The 22,524-nt window shown below is 58.3% G+C and carries 13 protein-coding genes; 5 read left to right on the top strand and 8 right to left on the bottom strand.

The annotated features are described in order from the left end of the window. Nucleotides 1-201: 201 nt before the first annotated feature. Complete coding sequence (locus AC1RO5_RS15170; protein WP_493175952.1) at nt 202-1,821, top strand: FMN-binding glutamate synthase family protein; 1,620 nt, start codon at nt 202-204, stop codon at nt 1,819-1,821. Here AC1RO5_RS15170 and AC1RO5_RS15165 read toward each other — a convergent pair. Genes AC1RO5_RS15165 through AC1RO5_RS15155 form a run of 3 tightly spaced genes read right to left on the bottom strand, consistent with a single transcriptional unit; the run spans nt 1,799 to nt 5,836 of the window. Beyond that, a complete protein-coding gene (locus tag AC1RO5_RS15165) occupies nt 1,799-3,388 on the bottom strand; it encodes a glycosyltransferase family 39 protein (protein WP_493175950.1) in 1,590 nt (529 codons plus the stop codon). The two genes, AC1RO5_RS15170 and AC1RO5_RS15165, sit on opposite strands and share 23 nt — an antisense overlap. Then, on the bottom strand, nt 3,385-4,893 hold the full coding sequence (locus tag AC1RO5_RS15160) for a glucosyltransferase domain-containing protein (RefSeq protein ID WP_493175948.1): 1,509 nt from the start codon (nt 4,891-4,893) through the stop codon (nt 3,385-3,387). Before AC1RO5_RS15160 ends, AC1RO5_RS15165 begins: the two co-directional genes overlap by 4 nt. Before the next feature lies 1 nt (nt 4,894). After that, nucleotides 4,895-5,836, bottom strand: a complete 942-nt coding sequence (locus AC1RO5_RS15155) for a glycosyltransferase family 2 protein (RefSeq protein ID WP_493175947.1) — start codon at nt 5,834-5,836, stop codon at nt 4,895-4,897. 426 nt (nt 5,837-6,262) lie between these two features. On the opposite strand from AC1RO5_RS15155, the gene AC1RO5_RS15150 reads away from it, so the two are divergent. Further along, nucleotides 6,263-7,384, top strand: a complete 1,122-nt coding sequence (locus tag AC1RO5_RS15150; protein WP_493175945.1) for an OpgC family protein — start codon at nt 6,263-6,265, stop codon at nt 7,382-7,384. 149 nt (nt 7,385-7,533) lie between these two features. On the opposite strand, the gene AC1RO5_RS15145 is transcribed toward AC1RO5_RS15150, so the two are convergent. Next, nucleotides 7,534-8,952: an amino acid permease gene (locus tag AC1RO5_RS15145; protein ID WP_493175943.1), complete on the bottom strand. Its 1,419-nt coding sequence runs from the start codon at nt 8,950-8,952 to the stop codon at nt 7,534-7,536. A gap of 614 nt (nt 8,953-9,566) precedes the next feature. On the opposite strand from AC1RO5_RS15145, the gene AC1RO5_RS15140 reads away from it, so the two are divergent. The 3 genes from AC1RO5_RS15140 (at nt 9,567) to AC1RO5_RS15130 (ending at nt 18,630) form a co-directional block, all read left to right on the top strand. Continuing rightward, a complete protein-coding gene (locus AC1RO5_RS15140) occupies nt 9,567-10,025 on the top strand; it encodes an REP-associated tyrosine transposase (RefSeq protein WP_493175941.1) in 459 nt (152 codons plus the stop codon). Between the two features lie 282 nt (nt 10,026-10,307). Then, nucleotides 10,308-13,418: a transglycosylase domain-containing protein gene (locus AC1RO5_RS15135; protein ID WP_493175940.1), complete on the top strand. Its 3,111-nt coding sequence runs from the start codon at nt 10,308-10,310 to the stop codon at nt 13,416-13,418. Between the two features lie 394 nt (nt 13,419-13,812). Next, entirely contained in the window at nt 13,813-18,630 is a 4,818-nt protein-coding gene (locus tag AC1RO5_RS15130; protein ID WP_493175938.1) for an NEL-type E3 ubiquitin ligase domain-containing protein, read from the top strand. A gap of 46 nt (nt 18,631-18,676) precedes the next feature. On the opposite strand, the gene AC1RO5_RS15125 is transcribed toward AC1RO5_RS15130, so the two are convergent. From AC1RO5_RS15125 to AC1RO5_RS15110, 4 genes are read right to left on the bottom strand one after another with little or no spacing between them, the layout of a single operon-like run. Continuing rightward, nucleotides 18,677-19,927 (bottom strand): hypothetical protein, encoded by a 1,251-nt coding sequence (locus AC1RO5_RS15125; protein ID WP_493175936.1) that lies wholly within the window; start codon nt 19,925-19,927, stop codon nt 18,677-18,679. A 24-nt stretch (nt 19,928-19,951) separates the two neighbouring features. Then, nucleotides 19,952-20,452 carry a CS1 type fimbrial major subunit gene (locus tag AC1RO5_RS15120; RefSeq protein ID WP_493175934.1) on the bottom strand — a complete coding sequence of 167 codons (501 nt, stop codon included), beginning with the start codon at nt 20,450-20,452 and terminating at the stop codon, nt 19,952-19,954. Nucleotides 20,453-20,467: 15 nt separating this feature from the next. Then, nucleotides 20,468-21,208 carry a molecular chaperone gene (locus AC1RO5_RS15115; RefSeq protein WP_493175932.1) on the bottom strand — a complete coding sequence of 247 codons (741 nt, stop codon included), beginning with the start codon at nt 21,206-21,208 and terminating at the stop codon, nt 20,468-20,470. A 43-nt stretch (nt 21,209-21,251) separates the two neighbouring features. Further along, nucleotides 21,252-22,517 carry a hypothetical protein gene (locus tag AC1RO5_RS15110; protein WP_493175930.1) on the bottom strand — a complete coding sequence of 422 codons (1,266 nt, stop codon included), beginning with the start codon at nt 22,515-22,517 and terminating at the stop codon, nt 21,252-21,254. Nucleotides 22,518-22,524 lie beyond the last annotated feature (7 nt).

The raw sequence follows: 22,524 nt of genomic DNA, 5'->3' as shown, positions 1-22,524 counted from the left end.
CTCCGCTGAACGCCGAGCTGTTTTCGATTATTCTCCAGGCGCAGAATGCCTGACGTTTTCTGTAGGAGCGAAGCTTGCTCGCGAAGAGGCCATTACCTTCAACATTGATGCTGGCCGACACACCGCTTTCGCGAGCAAGCTTCGCTCCTACAGGGATTGATGTATCCGTGACACAACCGAGTCCGAACCCAAGGAAACCGTATGAGCCTGTCACTCCTGAGCCGCTACGCCTTCTTTGCCGTCTGTGTGATATTCACCCTCGCCAGCCTGCCCTTCCTGGCATACGACTGGCTCTGGCCGATCGCCGCCGTCACCGGCCTCCTCAGCCTGGTGGGTCTGTTCGACCTGCTGCAAAGTCCTCATGCAGTGCGCCGCAATTACCCGATCCTGGGCAATATCCGTTATCTGGTGGAGGGCATTCGCCCGGAAATCCGCCAGTACCTGCTCGAATCCGACAGCGATGCCCTGCCCTTCTCCCGGGCCCAGCGTTCGCTGGTGTATTCGCGGGCCAAGAACGAGAGCGCCGACAAACCTTTCGGCACGCTGATCGACGTGTATCAGTCGGGTTTCGAATTCATCGGCCACTCGATGCGCCCGGCGCCGTTGAGCGACCCGAGCAGTTTCCGGGTGATGGTCGGCGGCCCGCAGTGCACCCAGCCGTACTCGGCGTCAGTGTTCAACATCTCGGCCATGAGCTTCGGCTCCCTCAGCGCCAACGCCATTCGCGCGTTGAACCAAGGCGCCAAACTCGGCAACTTCGCCCATGACACCGGCGAAGGCAGCATCAGCCCCTATCACCGGGAAAACGGCGGCGACCTGACCTGGGAACTGGGCAGCGGCTACTTCGGCTGCCGCACCGCCGATGGCCGCTTCGACCCGGAACGCTTCGCCGCCCAGGCACAGAACCCGCAAGTGCGGATGATCGAAATCAAAATGAGCCAAGGCGCAAAACCCGGCCATGGCGGGATTTTGCCCAAGCACAAAGTCACCCAGGAAATCGCCGAAACCCGTGGCATCCCGATGGGCGAAGACTGCATTTCGCCGTCGCGTCACAGCGCGTTTTCCACGCCGATCGAAATGATGCACTTCATCGCGCAACTGCGTGAACTGTCCGGCGGCAAACCCGTGGGCTTCAAGTTCTGCCTGGGCCACCCGTGGGAATTCATGGGCATCGCCAAGGCCATGCTGGAAACCGGCATCCTCCCGGACTTCATCGTGGTCGACGGCAAAGAAGGTGGCACCGGCGCCGCGCCCGTGGAATTCACCGACCACATCGGCGTACCGATGCGCGAAGGCCTGTTGTTCGTGCACAACACCTTGGTGGGCCTGAACCTGCGGGACAAGATCAAACTCGGCGCCAGCGGCAAAATCGTCAGTGCCTTCGACATCGCCAGCGTCCTGGCCATCGGCGCCGACTGGGCCAACTCGGCGCGCGGCTTCATGTTCGCCATCGGCTGCATCCAGTCGCAAAGCTGCCACACCAACAAATGCCCGACCGGCGTCGCCACCCAGGACACCCTGCGCCAGCGCGCGCTCGTCGTTCCGGACAAGGCCCAGCGCGTGTTCAACTTCCATCGCAATACGCTGAAAGCCCTGGCCGAAATGCTCGCCGCTGCGGGGCTCGATCATCCTTCACAGCTGTCGGCCAAGCATCTGGTGCGACGCATGTCAGCGACCGAGATCAAGCTGTTCTCGCAGTTGCATGTGTTCCTCAAGCCAGGCGAATTGCTCACTGGCGAGGTGAACGGCGAGTTTTACTCGCGGATGTGGCAGATGGCGCGGGCGGATAGTTTTGAACCTAATGATGCGGCTGCCGCATAGAGTGTGTTTGCGCGCCAACCTCAGGGATTGGCGCGTCCTCCACGATGAACAAACGAGCCTCACTGCCCCCTTCCCTTAGCGTCAGCACCTGTTTCCAATGTTTCGGAAACAGGGCGTCATGCTCAGGACGAGCAATGCCCGTCACCCACCAGACTCTCCTGGCATTGAGTTTCAGGGTCGAAAAGTCATTGAAGAAAATCCAGTGCAGGTGGCGGGGAACAAGTGCCCAACCACCGTATTCGGCGGTTCCCCACAGGGTGCCGGTCGCTGTTTTGAAGACGTATAGCCGTGGCTGAATGCCTGTCGAGTTGTAGTACGTGAACGGTAAGTACCAATACAGGTTATCCACAACGATTTCGTCACCCGAATAGGCTTCACGGCCGAGATCGGCGACGATGGCATCCAGCTTCGCGTCTCTGCGAATACTGGTGCCGTTCATCTCATCCGTTTGTGCGTAAATCGCCGACAGCCCGTGCACTTCCACCAACACAATAAAAACCATGGCGACAGCAGCAAGGACAGCGTGGCGTTGGCTCAATGCGTCCAGCGCGAGCGCAACGATAAGGGGCAACGCAGCGGCGGCGAACACCAGGTACCGGGCATTGAAAACCGGAACGATCAGCGACACCAGAAACACGGTCAGTGCCGGCACAAAAAAATAGCCGACCAGCAAAACACTGAAGGGTCGCTCGTTGCGTGCCTTGAACAGTACGGCAGCGGCGCAAACCATGATCAAAACCAAGGGTGTCACGCGCCATAAGTCACTGGTCGAACCCTCCATCACCACCAGTTGCCAAACGAAGGTCAGCACCGTCGGCCAGGTGAGCGGCGGTATCCATTCGAGCCCGTCCATTCGCAACAATTGACTGATGAGAGGCGGTGCCCACGGCAGGTACAACACGACGATTGCACTGTTGGCCAGTATCCACGCACGTACGGGTACCGTGTCCTGGACCTTGCGCACTCGCCACCAAAAAAGCCAATGCACCAACACGCACAATGCGGCGAAGTAGTGCGTGTAGAAAGCCGCCGTCATCAGCAGCACGTAAACGACCGGGTAACGCTGTTGATCCGGCGCCTTGACCCAGCAAACCAGCGCCACGGTCGCGCCCATCAGCCAGAAACCCAGCAGGGTGTACATTCGCACTTCCTGGCTGTAGCGCACCGATATCGGCAGCAACGCCAACAACACTGCGGCGATCCAGATCGCCCTTCGCGTCGCCAGCAAGCTCATCAATTTAATGCCCAGCAACAGCGTGCCGACATCGGCCAATGCACTCAGGGATCGCGCAGACAACACGCCATGACCGAACAGCACCATCCAGTAATGCAGCAAGACATAGTAAAGCGGCGGATGAACATCCCGAGCCGTCGTGACCCAAATGTACGCAGGCGAGCCCTCGGCCAACAATATGCTGTAAGCCTCGTCGTACCAGATGACCGGCACGGTGATGGAGTGAAACCTGGCGAACAGTGCGATCGCCAGCACCACCAGTAAACCCGCACCGTCGGCAACCCCGGATGGCAAGCGTTTGAGATAGATCGCAAGAGCGCTCACCGTTTTCACCACTGAAGCGCGGCGATCGGCGTTGGCTCTTTCATCACGATGAAACCGTAGTCACCCAACAGATAGAGGTTGTAGAACTTGCTCTCCACCAGCGGTGGATAACCCTGATAACCCACCATCGTCGCGTTGCGCCGCTCCCTCTCCGCGACCACATTGGTGATGCCCGCCTTCGGCAGGTTTTCCGCCAGCATGTAGAAGTTGATGTTCAGCAGATAATGCAAAACCGGCATCTGCTTGAACGAACCCGCAGCCTCCACCAGCCAGTGATCGGAATAACTCACCGACATGTAAATGCGCTTGGCCTCGTGCAGTTGCCGATAGGATGCAATGTCATGCCCGAGGGAAAACAACGCACTGGAGGCAAAGGTGTTCTGCACCGCCAGCACCCGACCATAGGCGTAGGACAGCGAAAGCATGGCCAACAGAGGAACCACTAACAGCAGCGTCAGCCGCTCATGGATGCGTGCCAGTGCCAGATGGCTTAAGTAGAACAGCAGCACCAACAGCACCGCGAACCCCATCAAGGTTCTGGCGCCTTCATTGAAATCCCGGAAAAACAGCACGCACCCCGACACCAGCAAGATGACCGCCGGCACGGTCAGCACACACACCAGGCCCATCAGCACTTTTCTCAACGCCGTGTCCTGGCCTGCCGCCACGTTCCTGGCCAGCGGTACGCAGCCCGCGATGGCACACAACAGCAGCACGGCGAACCCCCAGGTGAATCCACCGTGAAACAGCAGCACGACTTTTTCCAGCACGCGGCCGATGTTGATTTCCAGTTGTAGCCAGGGTGCCGCCGCCCAGTTCAGGAACAAGGCGCGGTCCTGATTCATGTACGGATAAGCCGTGACGCTGTAGATCAACCCGCCGAGCACCACCTGCGCGATTTTCCAACCGATCAACTCGCACCATTGCGGCCAGGCCCATTTATCGTTCGCGCCCCTGAGCAGTTCGAGGCAACACAGGCCCAGAAACACATTAATACTCACCTGATAGAGCCCCAGTCCCAGGGCAATCAGGAAGGCCGGCACCAGCCATTGCAGGATGCGCGAAGGATGACGAAACGTGATCGCATAGATCACCGCCACCAGGCTCAAGGCATTGGCCGGTCCGTCGTATTGATACGACAGATTCTGCAGAAAGAACGGGTTGTACCAGAGCGGCAACACCACCAGGCAGCAGGATAGCGTCGGCTGCGGGTAGTAATGAAACGTCAGACTGGTCAACGCAAAAGTCATGGCCAGGGAGGCGATCAACAGCGGCAACGGAAAGATGTTCGGCGCGGCATCGCTGAAGGTCAGCGCGTTGTAGAACAGCTCGGTGAACATCCGCCCCTGCCCCGCCCAGGCCGTACCGGCCGACAGCGAGCGCCAGTTGTCATCGATGTAGGGATAGTCCGCGAGGATCAGCGGAATGACATAAATCAGGGTCGCGACTTGAAAGAACAACCAGACCCGACGACGGCCGAGTTCGCTGCTGAACAAATCGCTCAGTCTGCCCATGTTAAAGCCCGATCCGGTCTTTGCCGCCAACGACGTCTTTGATCACATAACGGGGCCGATGCTTGGCTTCGATGTAGATGCGCCCGACATACTCACCGAGGATGCCGATGCCGATCAGCTGTACACCGCCGAGAAACAGAATGGCCGTCATCAACGAGGGGTAACCGGGTACGCTGTTGCCGTAGAAAATCTTGTCCAGCACCATGTACACCGCGTACAACACCGCGAAGATCGAAATGCCGCCACCGATGTAAGTCCACAACCGCAACGGCACGGTGCTGAACGAGGTAATGCCTTCCAGCGCCAGGTTCCACAGCCGCCAGCCATTGAATTTGCTGCTTCCCGCCACTCGCCGGGCCCGTTCGTATTCCACCACGACGGTGGTGAAACCGGCCCACGACAGAACGCCTTTCATGAACAACTGATGCTCCGGGAGTGCGCGAATCACATTGACCACCTTGCGATCCATAAGCCGGAAGTCCCCGACGTTTTCTTCGATCCGGGTGTAGGAAATCCTGTTCAGCAGGTGGTAGAACATTGCCGCGCTGTGGCGTTTCAGATAGCTGTCGCTGGCCCGATCCCGGCGTTTGGCGAGCACCACGTCGGCGCCCTTCTGCCACTCGGCAATCAACCGCGGGATGACGCTGATCGGGTCCTGCAGGTCCACGTCCATGGGGATCACCGCATCGCCGGTGGCGTATTCCAGCCCGGCAAACAACGCCGGCTCCTTGCCGAAGTTGCGCGAGAAATTGATCAGCAATACCTGCTCATCGGCCTGGGCCAGTGCCTTGGCCTGCTCAGCCGTCTGGTCGGTACTGCCGTCGTTGATGAACACGATCTCGACTTCATAAGGGTCAAGTTTCAACTCACGGCGCACCTCTTGGTGGAACAGACTGATCGCCTGCTCTTCGTTGAATACCGGGACAATTAACGAAACCTTCACGTTTCACACTCCTGAGAACCGAAGTGTAGATGCTCGCCAGATGCCATCATGGGGAGTTCGGGTGCGCGAACGGCCCAGCAGACCAACGGCCACGCCGCTCAACTCACTCGCTTCAGGCAACTGAGACATTAGGTAATATCCAGCCTTTTGCAATTACCAGTGAATCACGGCACCCTGCGCGCCGCTGTAGGAGCGAGCCCGTTCAAGAGCCCAATGCCGTTCAATTAAGGGAGTCTTGAGTCAGAGAAACCTGTGGCGAGGGAGCTTGCTCCCGATTGAGTGCGTAGCACTCACAAAAATCGGCAATGGCCGTCAGATTTTTGGGGCCGCTACGCAGCCCAGCGCGAGCAAGCTCGCTCGCCACAAAGGTAGGCATAAGTGAGAGTGCATTTAAGTGAACAGCATTGCGTTCAAGAGCCCGCCGTCATGACGTTTGGACGCGATAATCGCATCGACTTTTTCCGCGGCCTGGCCCTGATTTTCATCTTCTGGGACCACGTGCCGCAGAACCCGCTCGCGTCGTTCACGGTGCGTAACTTCGGCTTCAGCGATGCGGCGGAGATTTTCGTGTTCCTGGCCGGTTACGCGGCCGTGCTGGCCTACGGCAAGATTGCCCGGCGCGACGGGTTCATGGTCGCCACGGTGAAGATCCTGCGACGAGCCTGGGTGCTCTATGTGGTGCATATCTTTTTGCTGGCGCTGCTGATGGGCATCGTGTTTTTCGCCAACAGCCACGTGGAAACCCGCGATCTGGTGCAGGAGATGGGCTTGCAGTATTTCCTGAGCCATCCGCAGCAGGCGTTGATGGATCAGTTGCTGCTGCGCTTCAAGCCGAACCTGATGGACCCGTTGCCACTGTACATTCTGTTGCTGCTCGGCCTGCCGCTGGTGCTGCCGATGTTGCTGCGCAAGGCTGAATACGTGGTGGGGCTGTCGGTGGTGTTGTACCTGCTGGCGCCATGGCTGCAGTGGAACCTGGCGGGTACCGACGGGGGCGTGTGGTTTTTCAATCCGATGGCCTGGCAGCTGCTGTTCATTCTCGGGGGCGCGGCGGCGATTCACCGGCAAAGGCCTCGGGCGCCGCAACCCCGACCGCTGACTCGGCAGCCGGTTTTCATCGCAGCTCTGACCTATCTGCTGATGACCGGGCTGATCGCGCTGTCGTGGAAATGGCCAACCGTGCATGACGCGTTCATGCCCCAATGGCTCGGCGAATGGCTCTATCCGATCAGCAAGACCAACCTCTCGCCGGCGCGCCTGCTGCACTTCCTCGCCCTCGCCTACGTCACCGCCAGGTTGTTGCCGGACACGGGCTGGACGCAACACTGGCTGGCGCGACAAAGCTGTCGCATGGGCCGATATTCTCTGGAAGTGTTTTGTTTTGGCGTGCTGCTGGCGCCGTTGGCGGACATGCTCAATGCCTTGGGCGGGAACGTATTGGCGATGCAGCTATTCAGCGCGATGCTGGGGGTCGGGTTGATGGCATTGCTGGGGGCTTGGCTGGATTTCAATAAGCGGTTGAATCGCGCGATTGTGGTGGCAGCTTAAAAGCAAAAGATCGCAGCCTTCGGCAGCTCCTACAAAAGCAGATCGCGTTTCACCCGTAGGAGCTGCCGAAGGCTGCGATCTTTTGATCTTCCAAATGCAAAAGCCCCGATCATTCTGACCGGGGCTTTTGTATGGCTGGCGTTACAGGTTCAAGACGCCGAACGCACCGCGCCTTGCGGCACATGGGTCGGCTGCAGCTTGAACACGTAGAACAACACCGTCAGCAGTACCAGGAACGCCGGGCCCACATACAGCGCCACGCGGGTGTCCGGGAAGTACGCCATCAGGCCGACCACCAGCACCAGGAAGGCCAGCGCCAGATAGGAACTGACCGGGTACAGCCACATGCGGTATTTCAGGCCGGCACGTTCGCTGGCGCTCAGGCCTTTGCGGAACTTGAGCTGGGCCAGCAGGATCATCACCCAGGTCCAGATCGCACCGAAGGTGGCAATCGCCGTCACCCAGACAAACACTTTCTCAGGCACCAGGTAGTTGAGCAGCACGCCCAGCAACAACGCGCCAATCGACAGCAGCAACGCGCGACGCGGCACACCGTTCGAGGTCTTGGCAAAACCGGCCGGGGCCTGGCCGTTCTGCGCCAGGCTGTAGAGCATGCGCCCGGTGCTGAAAATGCCGCCGTTGCAAGACGACAACGCGGCGGTGATCACCACGAAGTTGATGATGCCGGCGGCGGTCTTGATGCCCAGACGCTCGAAGGTCATTACGAACGGGCTGCCTTGAGTGCCGATTTCGTTCCACGGGTAGATCGACAGAATCACGAACAGGGCGCCGACGTAGAACAGCAGAATCCGCCAGAACACCGAGCCGATCGCGTTGGGGATGGTCTTCTGCGGGTTCTTCGCTTCACCGGCAGTCAGGCCGATCATCTCGACGCCGAGGTAGGCGAACATCACCATTTGCAGGGACATCAACACGCCTTGTACGCCGTTGGGCATGAAACCGCCGTGGGCCCACAGATTGGAAATCCCCAAGGCGACGCCGTCGTTACCGAAGCCGAACGCGATCACGCCGATACCGCCGACCACCATCGCAATGATGGTGACGATCTTGATCAGGGCGAACCAGAATTCGAACTCACCGAAGGCTTTCACCGCGATCAGGTTGATCGAGCCCATGCTGACCAACGCGGCGAGTGCCCAGATCCAACGCGGCACGTCGGGGAACCAGACGCCCATGTACACCGCCACCGCGGTGATTTCCGCGACGCAGGTCACCAGCCACAGGAACCAGTAATTCCAGCCGGTCAGAAAACCCGCCAAAGGTCCGAGGTAATCCTGGGCATAACGGCTGAACGAGCCGGCGACCGGGTTGTGCACGGCCATCTCGCCGAGGGCGCGCATGATCACCAGGATCGCCAGACCGCCGATGATGTAGGAAAGCATGATGGCCGGGCCGGCCATTTCGATGGCCTTGGCCGAACCCAGGAACAGGCCGACGCCGATGCAGGCACCGAGTGCCATCAGGCGAATATGCCGTTCGCCCAGTTCGCGTTTAAGCGGGCCGCCCTGAGCGGTCTCGCCGTGAGGCAGGTGATTGCCGACTGGCATAGGGGTGCAACCTCGTCTTGTTATTGGATATGACCACCGAGTGTCGAAGCGCCGACCGATAAGCCAGTGCCTGGTGAAACCGGGCCTGTCTTGTGGACAGACACGTCTTGTAGGACAAAACCTCCAAGATCAGCGGGGCGTGCAGTATAAAAAGCTAACGACAGGTGTTTTCACTATATAAAACACAATATTCAGCGATAGCTAACGGGTAATTCGCGCAAAACGGAGTGGCATTACCTGGCTTATGCAGGTTTTTTCGCCACTGAAACCGCACGGAGTATTGCACAGCAATGGTGCATCGTCATGCCCCTACCTAGGCAGCATTTACCTCGTTGATGCGTCTAGCTCAACCCTTTCAGACGATACCCCCTTGTGGCGAGGGAGCTTGCTCCCGCTCGACTGCACAGCAGTCGCAAACCCGGTGAATCGTATTTATCAGACAAGTCAGGAATTGGGGCCGCTGCGCAGCCCAGCGGGAGCAAGCTCCCTCGCCACAAAAGCGCTATTCCCAATTGGATCCTGCATGGTTTTCGGAAATTTCAGTCAAGTGTTGCAGATTCAGGCTTGGAGATAGGGACTAGGGTCAAAGGGGGAACTTCAAAAGGGCGCAAGGAATGCATCCACAACCAAACTCACATCTGCTACGCCATGGACGATGTTCAGAACAGGGGCGGGCCTATCTCATCACAGCGGTTGTGCACCAACGCCGCCGAATATTCACTGATTGGCGGTTGGGACGTCTGTTAGTTGCCGAACTCAAGCGGGCCCACGACCAGAAATGGGTCAACTCAATAGCGTGGGTCGTCATGCCAGATCACTTCCATTGGTTGGTACAACTCGAACAACACTCCCTGGCGCAACTCATGCAAGCCACCAAATCTCGCAGCACACTCTCCATCAACCGAGCGTCAAACAATGAAGGGGCTTTTTGGCAAAGCGGCTACCACGACCGGGCAATCCGCGATGGAGAAGGACTCCTGCCGTTCGCTCGTTACATTGTTGCCAATCCATTGCGCGCAGGGTTGGTCAGTAAAATTGGCGATTACCCACTATGGGATGCCTGTTGGCTATGAACCCAGCAGCACCATAACCCTGTGGCGAGGGAGCTTGCTCCCGTTCGGCTGCGAAGCAGTCGTGAATCCCGTAAATGCGGTGTGTCTGAAAAAATCCGGTGTTGGTGGTTTTTGGGACTGCTGCGCAGTCCAACGGGAGCAAGCTCCCTCGCCACAACAGCCCTTCTCCATAGGTAATCGTGCGCATCTGATATTTGGTTGTTCACAATTTTTTCACCAACGCCAACCACCGTCTAAGCTTCAAACAAGTCCGATCAATCTGCGTGAATGGATCAGTCGACTATGGGCGCTTTGTGGCAAACCGATTCGAGTGACACTGTGGTTCCGACTGAACGTGAGGATGAAGCGCCTTTACCTGAAAAACCCCGTCGTTCAAGGCACGGCTGGGGGGCGTTCTGGCTGCTGCTGCTGATTATCCTGATTGTCCTGGGCCTGGCCGCGGCCAAGGAAATGCGCACCTCCAAGTTTCAAGCCCGGGAAATCAGCAAATATGCCGCCTCGCTGAAATATGAACTGCAACCCGGCCCCAGCGACGCAATTCGCTACCCTGGCGAAGGCCCGTTCGATCAGCGTCTGGGTTACAGCGCCCTGGATGAGTTTCTACCGCGCCTGCTCAAGCGCGATTACGTGGTGGCGGCACAAACCCGTTTTTCGCCTGCACTGCTGAAGTACAGCGACAAGGGCTTTTTCATTCCCTATACAGAGAAAATCCAGGCTGGGCTGTCGATCACCGATTGCCGCGCGGCCCCGCTGTACCAGTTCAAATATCCACAACAACTTTATTCAAGCTTTGCCTCGATCCCGCCGGTGGTGGTCAACAGCTTGCTGTTCATCGAAAACCGCTTTCTGCTCGATCCGCGCCAGCCCCTGGCCAATCCCGCCGTGGACTGGCCACGGTTCGGCATGGCGGCCTGGTCCCAGGTGGCCAAGCTGTTGCGCCTGCCCGGCCAGTCGGCGGGCGGCAGTACGCTGGCGACGCAGCTTGAGAAATATCGACACTCGCCCGATGGCTTGACCGTGTCGGGCGCGGAAAAAATCCGCCAAATGATTTCCGCCAGCGTGCGGGCCTATCAACCGGGGCCGGAAACCCTTCAGGTACGGCAAAATGTGATTCGCGATTACCTCAACAGTGTTCCGCTGTCCGCGGTACCGGGCCACGGTGAAGTACACGGCATGGCCGAAGGTTTGCGTGTGTGGTACGGCGCCGACTTCAACAAGGCCAACGAACGGCTGGCCAGCACCGACACCGATCAGAAAAGCCTGGCGGAAAAAGGCCTGGCCCTGCGTGAAATGCTGTCGCTGATGATTGCTCAGCGCCGCCCTTCCCATTACTTGACCAAGGGCCGCGATGAATTGGCCAGTCTGACCGACAGCCATATTCGCCTGCTGTCACAAAATGGCGTGATCGATGCGCCGCTCGCGGCGGCGGCACTGGCCAGCCAAGTGACCTATCGCGACTGGCAGACGCAGCCCACCATTCAACCGATCGAAACCAACAAAGGCATCAGTGTTGCGCGCAGTCGCCTGGGCAGTTTGCTCAATCGTCCGCTGTATGACCTCGACCGCCTCGACCTTTCCGCCACCAGCACCCTGCAAGGCGAGCTGCAAACCCAGGCCACCGCGTACCTCAAACATCTGGCCGACCCAGCCTATGCAGCGGAAATCGGCCTGATCGGCGAACGCCTGCTCACCCCCACCAGCACCACGCAGGTGCGCTACAGCTTCACCCTGTTCGAACTGACCCCGGACGGCTCGCGGGTACGGGTGCAGACCGACAGCACCGACCAACCGTTCGACATCAATGAAGGCAGCAAGCTGGAACTGGGCTCCACCGCAAAAATGCGTGTGCTCACCACTTACCTGCAGATCATCTCCGAATTGCACGATCGCTACGCAGCCATGACCGTTGCCGAACTGAAGAAAACCGAAGTCGCCGAACAGGATCGCCTGAGCAGCTGGGCCGTCGATTACATGATTCAAAACACCGACCGCAGCCTGCCAAAAATGCTCGGCGCCGCACTGGATCGCAAATATTCCGCCAGCCCTGGCGAGGCCTTTTTCACCGGTGGCGGGTTGCACACGTTCGTTAACTTCCGCAAGGAAGACAACGGCCGCATGCCGACCCTGCGCGATGCCATTCGTGAGTCGATCAACCTGCCGTTCATCCGGCTGATGCGTGATTTGGTGCGCTACAGCACTTACGCAGGCCCCAACAGCAGCGCCGAATTGCTCAAGGACGACCGCGACCCGCGGCGTCAGGAATACCTGGCCCAGTTCGCCGACCGCGAAGGCACCGCATTCCTGTTGCGGTTCTGGAAGAAGTACCAGAACAAGGACACCCAGACGCGCCTCGAGACCTTCCTCGACAGCATGCACCCGACGCCGATCCGCATGGCTGCCGTGCATCGTTATCTATTCCCGCAGGCCGACCAGGAGAGCTTCAACACCTTCGTGCGTTCGCACCTCAAGGGTGCCAAGCTCACGGAAAAACTCACCGACGAACGCCTTGAACGGCTGTACCTGAGTTACGGCCCGGGCAGCTACGACCTGCCGGATCAGGGCTTCATCGCCAAGGTCCACCCGCTGGATCTGTGGCTGATGGGCTACTTGCTGAACAACCCCGACGCCAAGTTCAGCCAGATCGTCAAAGCCAGCGAATTCGAACGCCAGGAGGTTTACAGCTGGCTGTTCAAAAGCCGCCACAAGGGCGCCCGTGACAGCCGCATCCGCACGATGCTGGAGATCGAAGCATTCCTTGATATTCACCAGCGCTGGCAGAAAGTCGGCTATCCGTTCGATCACCTGGTGCCCTCGCTGGCCACCGCCATCGGTAGCTCCGGTGACCGCCCCGCTGCGTTGGCAGAGCTGATCGGCACCATTCTGAACGACGGTGTACGCCTGCCGACGCTGCGTATCGACAGCCTGCACTTCGCGGCCGGTACGCCCTATGAAACCCAACTGTTCAACAATCCGGTCGTCGGCAAGCGCGTGATGCCTTCCGAGGTGGCAACCGCCATGCGCGAGGCCTTGTCGCAAGTGGTGGATGCCGGTACGGCCAAACGCGTGGCAGGCAGTTTCAAACTGGCCAACGGCACCCCGTTGGCCATGGGTGGCAAAACCGGGACAGGCGACAACCGCATCGAAGCCATCGGTCCAGGTGGCCGAATTCTGAGCTCGAAATCGATCAATCGCACCGCAACATTCGTGTTCTACATCGGCGATAGCCATTTCGGCACCTTGACCGCCTACGTGCCGGGGCGCACGGCCGAAGCCTTCAAATTTACCTCGGCGTTGCCGGTGCAAGTGCTCAAGGGCATGGCACCGATTCTGATGCCTTACCTGCAACCGGGGAGTCATACGGGATGTCTGCCTGTTGAAGTCGCCCGACACTGATCGCGGGTGGTAATTAATTATTTTCGGCATTGATAATCTCAATGCGTCGGCAAGTATCCACACGTATTCAAGAACAGTAATTCAGACTTTTACTTTGAGCCTTGGGAGTTAGGCTGGTGACTCTCATAAATATTCAAGGCCTTATAAAAACATGTCTGAAATACAAGGAAGTATATTGGGTAGTTCATTACCAGAAACTGCCGATTTAAAAGGCCGCCATTACGATTTTATCCAGAACCGGATCCCCCCCATCTTCAAAAGCGCCTCTTTGCAAAGGGTTCAGGAGCTAAGCCTCACTCAAACGGCAATCGGGCAATGGATAAAGACCGCCGCAGACATCGATCACACCCGGTTACAAGAATCCAATATCAAACTCTGGTCCGCTCAGAACAGAGTGGACCGCATTCTTGAAGAGTTACAAAATATATATAAGTTTGCCGAGCCGCTGCTGACCGACGCGTTGTTGAAACAGTACGGTGTCGACGTTGATGTAAAGACAACCTGCCTGCATCTTTACTTACCCAAAGAGCGCCCTTGGTATGTCGTTGACCTCTCCGGCGGCGTGGTGACCCGTACGGTCTCACTGCTGGACGCTGCCTTGCACAACTTCGCGCTGACCGAAACCTGCGAATCGGGCTCGGACTTTATCAGTCAGCCCGATGCGCGCGGGCACTTCGACATTCGGCCGATCAAACGCAAAATGTCCATCGCACAGTTCCAGACCTTATGTCGCGAGTTGGACATCGGCGCCCGCTACACCCGATACCTCGAAGAACAGTTGCTGCCCAGTGACGGCCTCGCACAGCTCATGTTGAAACTCAACATCGTCAATTACGAGAAAACCGCGTTCAAAGCGGCTGCCCAACAGGCCGTGATGACCGATGACATTGACGCCGACGCCCGCGATTTGATCCTGAAGATGCTTGATGGTCAGCGCAACCTCACCCGTAAAGGCCGGGTGATGCACTTCGCTGAATTGTCCATTATGGACAGCCCGTTGACCGGGATCGTGTTGATTACACCGGACCTGGAACGAACCCGCGACGTAGTACCGATATTTGCTTACGTCCCGCAAGACCCGGAGCATCCACTGAAAGAGTACCCGTCAACCACCGCGTTCATGAATGAGCTGACTCGCCAGTTACGCGATAACAACACCCTATCGTCTACCGGAGTGACCTATCGCCAGTACTTCAGCCGGTTCGTAAACCAACCCGAGCGCGGACATTTTTTCGGCGGGTTGGAGCAACGCCTGTTCGAGGTTAAATGGCATCAAAAGGAACCGCTGGACCAACGCCCCAGCTGGCGGGAAGAACCGGTCGACAACCCCTACCTGTACTTCAACGCCACACCGTTCAGCGGTGAATTGTGGGAGTACCTCTATCAGCAAAAGCTGAACAAGATCCTCAATGACGCGCGACACATTGCCGTGTCCACCGCCGATACCGATCGCAATGCCCGATGGGCCTGGTGGGAGAACTTCAAAAAAATTGTCTCGGACATCTTCAATGCCGCGCTGATGGTCGCCACCCCGTTCGTCCCGGGGCTGGGTGAATTGATGATGGCGTACACCGCTTACCAGATCACTACCGACGTGGTCGAATTCGTCGTGGACCTGGCGCAAGCCCGGTGGATTGAAGCCGCCGAACATATTATCGGGGTCGTGACGGACGTCGTTCAGTTGGCCGCTTTCGCCGCCGGTGCGCAGATCGGCCAGCTCGCACGCCTCAAACTCTCACCACTGATCGAAGGCATGAAACCGGTGGAACTGCCCAACGGCCAGCAACGCCTGTGGTATCCCGACCTCAAGCCCTACGAGCAGCCGAACGTCGAGTTACCGGCCGACTCCACGCCTGACGCATTGGGTTTGCATACCCACGAAGGTCAAAAGATTCTGCCGCTGGATGAAAAACAGTACGCCGTGCAGAAAGACCCGAGAACGGGCACCTATCGTGTCAAGCACCCCCATCGCGGTGAGGCCTATTTACCTGAGCTGAAACACAACGGCTACGGCGCCTGGACACATGAAGCGGAGAACCCGCGAGACTGGGACAGCCCCAGGCTGATGCGGCGTCTCGGTCACTCCGTCGACGGTTTCAACGATGCCCAGCTGGAACAAATTCGCATTGCCAGCGGCACCGAAGCGGGGGCGTTACGCCGAATGTACGTCGAAAACACCGCCCCGCCGCCGTTGCTCACCGATGGCCTTGATCGCGCAGGCATTCAGCAGCAAACCGAGCAGGCTATTCATAACATTCGCTCCGGACTGCCTCTCGATCCCACTTCTTACTGGTTCGAGCCACTGCCGACTTACCTTGAAGGCTGGCCCTCGGACAAGGCCCTGAGAGTTTACGAAAACACCGACCTGACGGGCCGGTTTCGCACCTACGGTAATGCCCAGGCGAGCGACGAACACACGCTCGACACCAGTCTCCCCCAGCTCATGCAGGGGGATCTGCCAGAGCAGCTCCTCGAGTTCCTGAGCGAGGAAGAACTTCAAGTGCTGATCGGCCCGGGCGTCGCCAGGGGAGAACAGGTCCAGGCGCTGCGCAATCAACTGGCTGACGAGGCAGACCGCCTCCGGCCCGACATCTTCAATCAGCGCTATCAGGCCGCACAAGCGAGCGCCAACCCGCAGGTTCAACAGCTGCGCGACGTGGCTCCAGAGCTGCCGACCCACGCGGCGACGGTACTGCTCAACAAGGCCGGCAGTGCTGAACTCGAACGCATGGCCCGGGACAAACGCCTGCCGCTGGACCTGAAAAACCAGGCCCGTGAAGCGGCCTTCGAAACCCGGGCCAACCACGCCTATGAAGGTTTCAGCGATGCTGCCCGTTGGGTTCCAGAGACGGAGCGACTGGTGCTGAACGCGCTCAGAATTCACACCGACGCGTTCGGCGATTTGCGTATCGACGTTCGGCAGGGTTCCGACATCGGGCCCTTACGATGCAGCGTGGGTGCAGAAGACGCTTCGGTCATCCGGATATTGATCAAGGATGACGGGGCACGGTACGAAGTGTGGGATGCCGACAACCAAAAATTGCATGAAGCCGACGACTTTTACGAATCGGTGCTCAATGCTCTGCCAGCCAGTAAACGCACGCAACTGGGTTATCGACCTGGCCAGGGAACCTGGTTCAGACAATGGGTGATGGTCAAAACCGAAGCACCCGCCGAGCGTCGGACCGCGCTGGCAGCGCCGCCGATTCGCCTGATCGCCGACCCCGAGACCCTGCGACTGTTGCGTGGCCCGGGGTTTTCCATACAACAGGCTACCCTGTCGGAACGGGTGCAGGACATTTACCCGCACTTGAACGAGCGGGAGGTCAGCACCTTTGTCCGATCGCTGGGCGAAGAACCTCAGGCACGCAAGACCCTCGATCGACTTGACCGCGAACTGGACGATCTTCAAGTCAAGCTCAACAAATGGCGGTATCAGCAACCTGGAACCTGGGGCCCGGATCGTAACGGGTTTGTGAATGGCGGCGGGTTGCATATTTCCGAGCGGCTCATCGCCTGCTTTCAAAGAAAATCGACGGCCTTTGGCGAGCGCAGTCCCACACTCGAAGGTGGGTATGTACTGGACCTGTCAACGGAGTTCAACACGCTTGATCTTGAGCTGTGGTGGCGTGAACTGCCTGATCTCAAGCATTACCTCGACCAGGTCAGTACGCTCAATCTGGACCGCACCCTCTTCTCCGGCAGCGCCACGGGGGTGTTGAAGGACTTCCCCAATCTTCGGCAACTGAGTGCCCGAGGCTGCGGATTGGAAAAGCTGCCGGTAACCATTGGCAATCTGCATTTCCTGCGCACGCTGCGCTTGATAAACAACCGTATCCGGTTGACCCGGTCGTCGGTCGAGCAATTGCGGCATTTGACGCATATGGAAACGCTCAGGCTCGATGACAACCCGCAGTTGGGTCTACTGCCGAGCGTCGAACGGATGCCGAAACTGAAGATTTTGAGCTTGAGCAACACCGGCGCAACTGCCTGGCCTGAAGGCCTGTTCACAAGGCGCCGCCCGCGCGGATTTTATCTGGACCTGATGCAAAACCCGTTGCGCAACATCCCCCTGGTCGTTCCCGGTTCAGAGGACGCGCGCCTCGTGGCACGTACGCGACTGTTTCCGACAGACCTTTCGGACGCCCATCTGATTGTCTACAAAGACTACCGACGCTCAGTGGGCATCAGCCCTGAACACCCTTACTCCGCCCTTGCGGACCGGGCGATCAATCAGTGGCCCATGGCTGACGACTCGCGATGGTGGAGCGACAAGGCCGCAGGCGTGGGCATCTTCAGGGTAGAAGCCTGGCACGACCTGATGACCGAGCCACACTCCCAGGGGTTCTTTCGCTTGATCCAGAAGCAGACCGAGTCTGCCGACTACCGCGCCGGTGGCGAGCGGCGCAAACAACTGAGTGACCGCGTATGGCGAATGATCGAAGCCATCGACCTGGACAAGGCATTGCGCAAGGAGCTGTTCGAAATGGCGACCGCGCCAACCACATGTGCTGACGCCGGCGCCCAGGTCTTCAACAACATGGGCATCAAAGTAATGGTCAGCGAGGCCTACGCCCAGTCGACATCGAACGCGACCCTTGAAAGAACTTTGGTAACCCTGGCAAAAGGCGCCGCCCGTCTCGAACGGGTGGATGACATCGCCCGGGCCGATTTCGCCAGCCGGGAAGGTGATCCTGATGAAGTCGAAGTGTTCCTCGCTTACGAGACCGGCCTTGCCCAGCGTCTCGGTTTACCCTGGCAGTCGCAGAGCATGCTCTATCGACCGATTGCCGGCGTGAGCGCCAACACCCTCGATACGGCGTTCGACACCGTGATGTCGATGGAAAACGGCGATGGCCTGATCAACCACATGCTCGAACAGTCATTCTGGGAAAAATACCTGCACGACAGCTATCCCGCCGAATTCAGGCGCAATGCCCGCACGTACGAACTCAGGACCGAGCTAGTGGAAGAATTGCGCGAAGCCCAACGCTCGTGGGCGAACTCCAAAGGACGGCTGATTGCACAGAGACAGGCGCTCAGACAGCGACTGTTGGGACTGGCCCGGCAACTGAACGTCCAGGAGAGCCTTGTGCTTACCGATGAAGAAATGAGCGACGAAGTCTACGACGGATTGCTGAATGACCTTGGCTACGAGGAAAAACAGCTGGGCAGGCGTCTGACCCGCCAGGCGTTGCATAACGCCGGGTAGCCGCCAGTGCCCTGAAGGCAAACAGCGCCTCCAGGGCACACCGCGCTTACCCGACTTCCGAATCCCAGATGACGGTCACGCTTCCCGAATACTGCCGTTGTCGCCCAGGCCGAATCATCGACTCCATACTCGATGATGGAATCTCGAAATGCAGGCTTCCCGGTTTTCGATCCACATAAAAACCGGGCAAGATTGGTCCGATACCATCACCCTGCAATAAGGGCATGCGATTGACAGGCTGTCCGCTGGCGGTCGTCAACCCGTGGGGCAGGCTGACGCTGACGTTCAGCGGTACAGCATGGCCAGACACCGCGTCGTGTAATGAGCACGTTTGGCTGTCTTGACTGTATTGGCACTCCATCTGCATTTTGAAACGCGAACTGGCGGATATATTGAAGGTCTGGTCGCGGAACAGCCGCGTCGGTTTTCGCCCCTGCGTCAGCCACGATTGCCAGCCGCCCTGGGGTATCAGTTCAATGCGATTGCCGCCCGGCGGTACATCGACTTTTAGCGTGTGTTGAACGTCCAGAACGAAGCTCAAGTCCAGGGTCGAACTGCTGGGCTGCATGATGTCGCCCAAGTCGAAGTCCATCCCGGGGCCCAGGGTGTAGGTCAGTTTTCCGGAGTACTTTCCCGAGGACATGCCCAGCGGGTTGGGGGTGACCAGTTCATAGGCAAAGTCGAGGTACTCATATTGCAGCCACGGGATATCAAACTTCGCCTGCCTTGAGCACACCCCATCCGTGGGCGTCTTCCAGAAAAAACCGTAGGCGTTTGGCCAGACTAACCCCACGCCGCTATATGTACAGGGCGGTGGTGTGTTAACCCATGTGCCGTCCCACAGCTTCCAATGCGCATCCCGGGGAGTAGCAGTAGGGCCGACCAACTTCATAATGTCTTCGGTCACATACTTCGACCCGAGTCCGGCAATCCGGACTTTCAGCGTTTCACTTTCACCGGTACTCTCATGAAAAACCGTCAGATCCCGCCATTGCGCCGAGACGTTGAACATAGCGCCCTGACGTTCAGATGGATGATTGGCCAGAATCGGTGCAATGGAGTCGAACCGAATCGGTACTCGCAAGCTGAACATTGCGTTGTCAACGCATTGCTGAGGGTAAGCGGCGCAATACCCACTGGGCGGCGTATCGTTGTTGAAATTATTGCGCTGCGGATTCGCCGAATCCGGCTTGAACGAGGCCTGAATCGACACCTCCTCAGCCCAGGCCGATGACAACCACATCGACAGGAAAAGACCCGCACCTGCACATCGTTTGAATACCTGGAAACGGTTCATCCCTTCAACCTCGTAAAGTCGGAATCAAGCACCTGGCATCACTGCGTTGAAGATCATGTTGACGCTGCCAGAATAATTGCCGGGCTGGTACACCCCGCCGGCGGGTGGCACCGGGACGATTTCCAGCAACACCCGTTTGCCGGGGGCCGCGTCGGTCATGGAGACCACTTCGCTGCTCTCGAGCTCACTCAACACCTTGTCGTTGAACAGCACCCGCAAACCAATGTCATGGGCGTCGATGCCATTGGAGAGATACGGTCGTCCCTCGAGCCGCGCTTCGATCGACCCCGTCTGGTTTCTCACATCGAAATATTTGCGCAGGCTGCCCAGTGTCGACGCCGTAAGGTTCCACGGCAGGCGCTGCTCGCGATGAATCCAGCCAGGGTCGGCGGGAATCACATAGAACGCCTGGGTCGGAATCGTCACGTACACCTCAAACACGTGCGTTTCCTTGGCGGCATAAGCCCAAGGGCTGGCCAGCAGGGCCGCCACCCACAGGTGCATGACAGTCAGTTTATTGAACATGGTCATCACCCGGGGTCAGCCCTTCACGTCGATTTTTTTGCTGCGCTCACCTTCGACCAAGGTGAAGCGGTATTCGCGACCGGCCTGCTTCTCAAACTGAAACGTGCGGCCGGCCAGAATGTGATGCTTGGTCGTCGGCTGGCAGTCCTGCTCGTTCTTGACCGCGCAATCCTTGAACTCGTCGATCACCACCACGGTGTTGCCTTTGTTGCGGATCCGGTAGTTGCCTGCCTCGTTCTCGATTGCGCTGTCGAAACGCGTTTCTTTAGGCCGCACGAAAAACACCGCGCCGTAACCCGCCAGCACCGTGACCCCTGCCGACAGGGACTTTTTGTAGTCTTCGCGGTCTTCGCTGGAGACGGCGAATTCGTCTTCCTTCTCCGGTACGACCGGAACGAAACGCACCCGGAAATAGCGCTCCCTGTCACGTTCACCCATGAACAGCAACCGGGTGCCCTGCATGCCATTGGCCGGCACGATCAGCCGTGCGGGACTTGCCATCAAACCATCCCGGGCATTGCCGTCGGCCTGAGTCTTGAGCGGCACTTCGCGCGAGGTGCCATCGGCCTCATAGAGGATTTCAAGGATGTTGACCTTGACGAACGCCGTGCTGTCGCCGCCATTGAATACACGTTTCAAATAGGTACTTTTGTCGCCGTCCAGATAGTCGTAAACCGTTCCGATATTGATGCTCGGCGCGGCGTGAGCGATCTGGGTGAAAAGATAAAAACCAAACAGTGCCAACAGGTGTTTCATCGTACTGAACCTCGTTGAATTGAATGCTGCAAAGTGCGGCCCGCTAAACGTCTGAATCCCAGATCACCGTCACATTCCCGGAATATTGCCGTTGTCGCTCGGGGCGAATCATTTCCGCGACCTCGTCGGAAGGAATCTCGAAGTGCAGCGTTCCCGTTCTGCGTTCCACATAAAAAGCCGGCTGGAATAATTCGGTTCCGCTGCCGTCACGCAATACGGGACGTCGCTCGACAGCGAGGCCATTGGCGTCACTCAAACCGCGAGGCAGGCTGACGCTGACGTTCAGGGGCACGACATGGCCGGACACCGGCTCGCGCAACGAGCAGGTCTTGCCGTCCTGGCTGTATTCACACTCCAGGTTCATCTTGAAGCGCGAACTGGCAGAGAGATTGAAGCTCTGGTCGCGGAACAGGCGCGTGGGTTTGCGGCCCTGCTGCAACCAGGCTTGCCAGCCGCCTTGTGGCAACAGCTCGACCCGATTGCCACCCGGTGGAATCTCGACTTTGAGGGTGTGCTCGACGGTCAGGGTGAAGTCGAGCTGAATGACTGCATCCGCGGGCACGACGATGTCGCCCAGGTCAAAGTCGCCGCCAGGGCCGATCGAATAGACTTGCGTTCCCACGTAGACGCCCGTGGACATCTTCAGCGGATCCGGCGTACGTAGTACGTAGGTAAAGTCCAGATATTGGTAGCCAAAAGCGGGAATCAGGAACTTCGCCTGCTTACCACACACCGCTTCTTCAGGGGTCAACCAGAAGAATTTAAAACCGGTATTACCGGAATAGACTGGAGGGCCTATCGCCACGCACGGGCTCGGCGCAATCTGCCAGTCGCGTCCCCACAATGCTTGATGCGCCCAGTGATTATACGGCTCCCCTGTAAGCTCCGTCGCGGAATGGCTGAGCCTGTAAACACCGCCCACCCCGGCTATACGCACCTCGACGGTGGCCGACTCACCGGTCTCGCGGTTCAACACCGTCAACGCTCGCCAGGCGGATGGCGCCTTGATCATTGCACCTTGTCGTGCGTTTTCGTGGTCAGGCTGGATCGGGCCGTTGAGTGCAATCAGCTGATGAGAGCGCAAGCTGAATATGTTGTGAGTCTTACAGATGGCCGGATGATCCAGACAAAACCCTCTGACGGGCGTGGTATTACTGAACTCGTTTTTCTGAGGGTTGCTCGGGTCAGGCTGAAACGTGGCCGTGATCGGCAGCACCACCGCGACGGCCTGCAGGCTTGGCACAACCAGACAGGCACCCAAAAAAAGAGCCCCTACGGTGCGCCATCGGATAACAGTCGAAACCTTCATCGTTTTA

This window comes from Pseudomonas sp. GW822-FHT02G04 (assembly GCF_058802085.1).
Note: the sequence above shows the minus strand (reverse complement) of the source record. Positions and strands in the feature narration are given on the sequence as shown.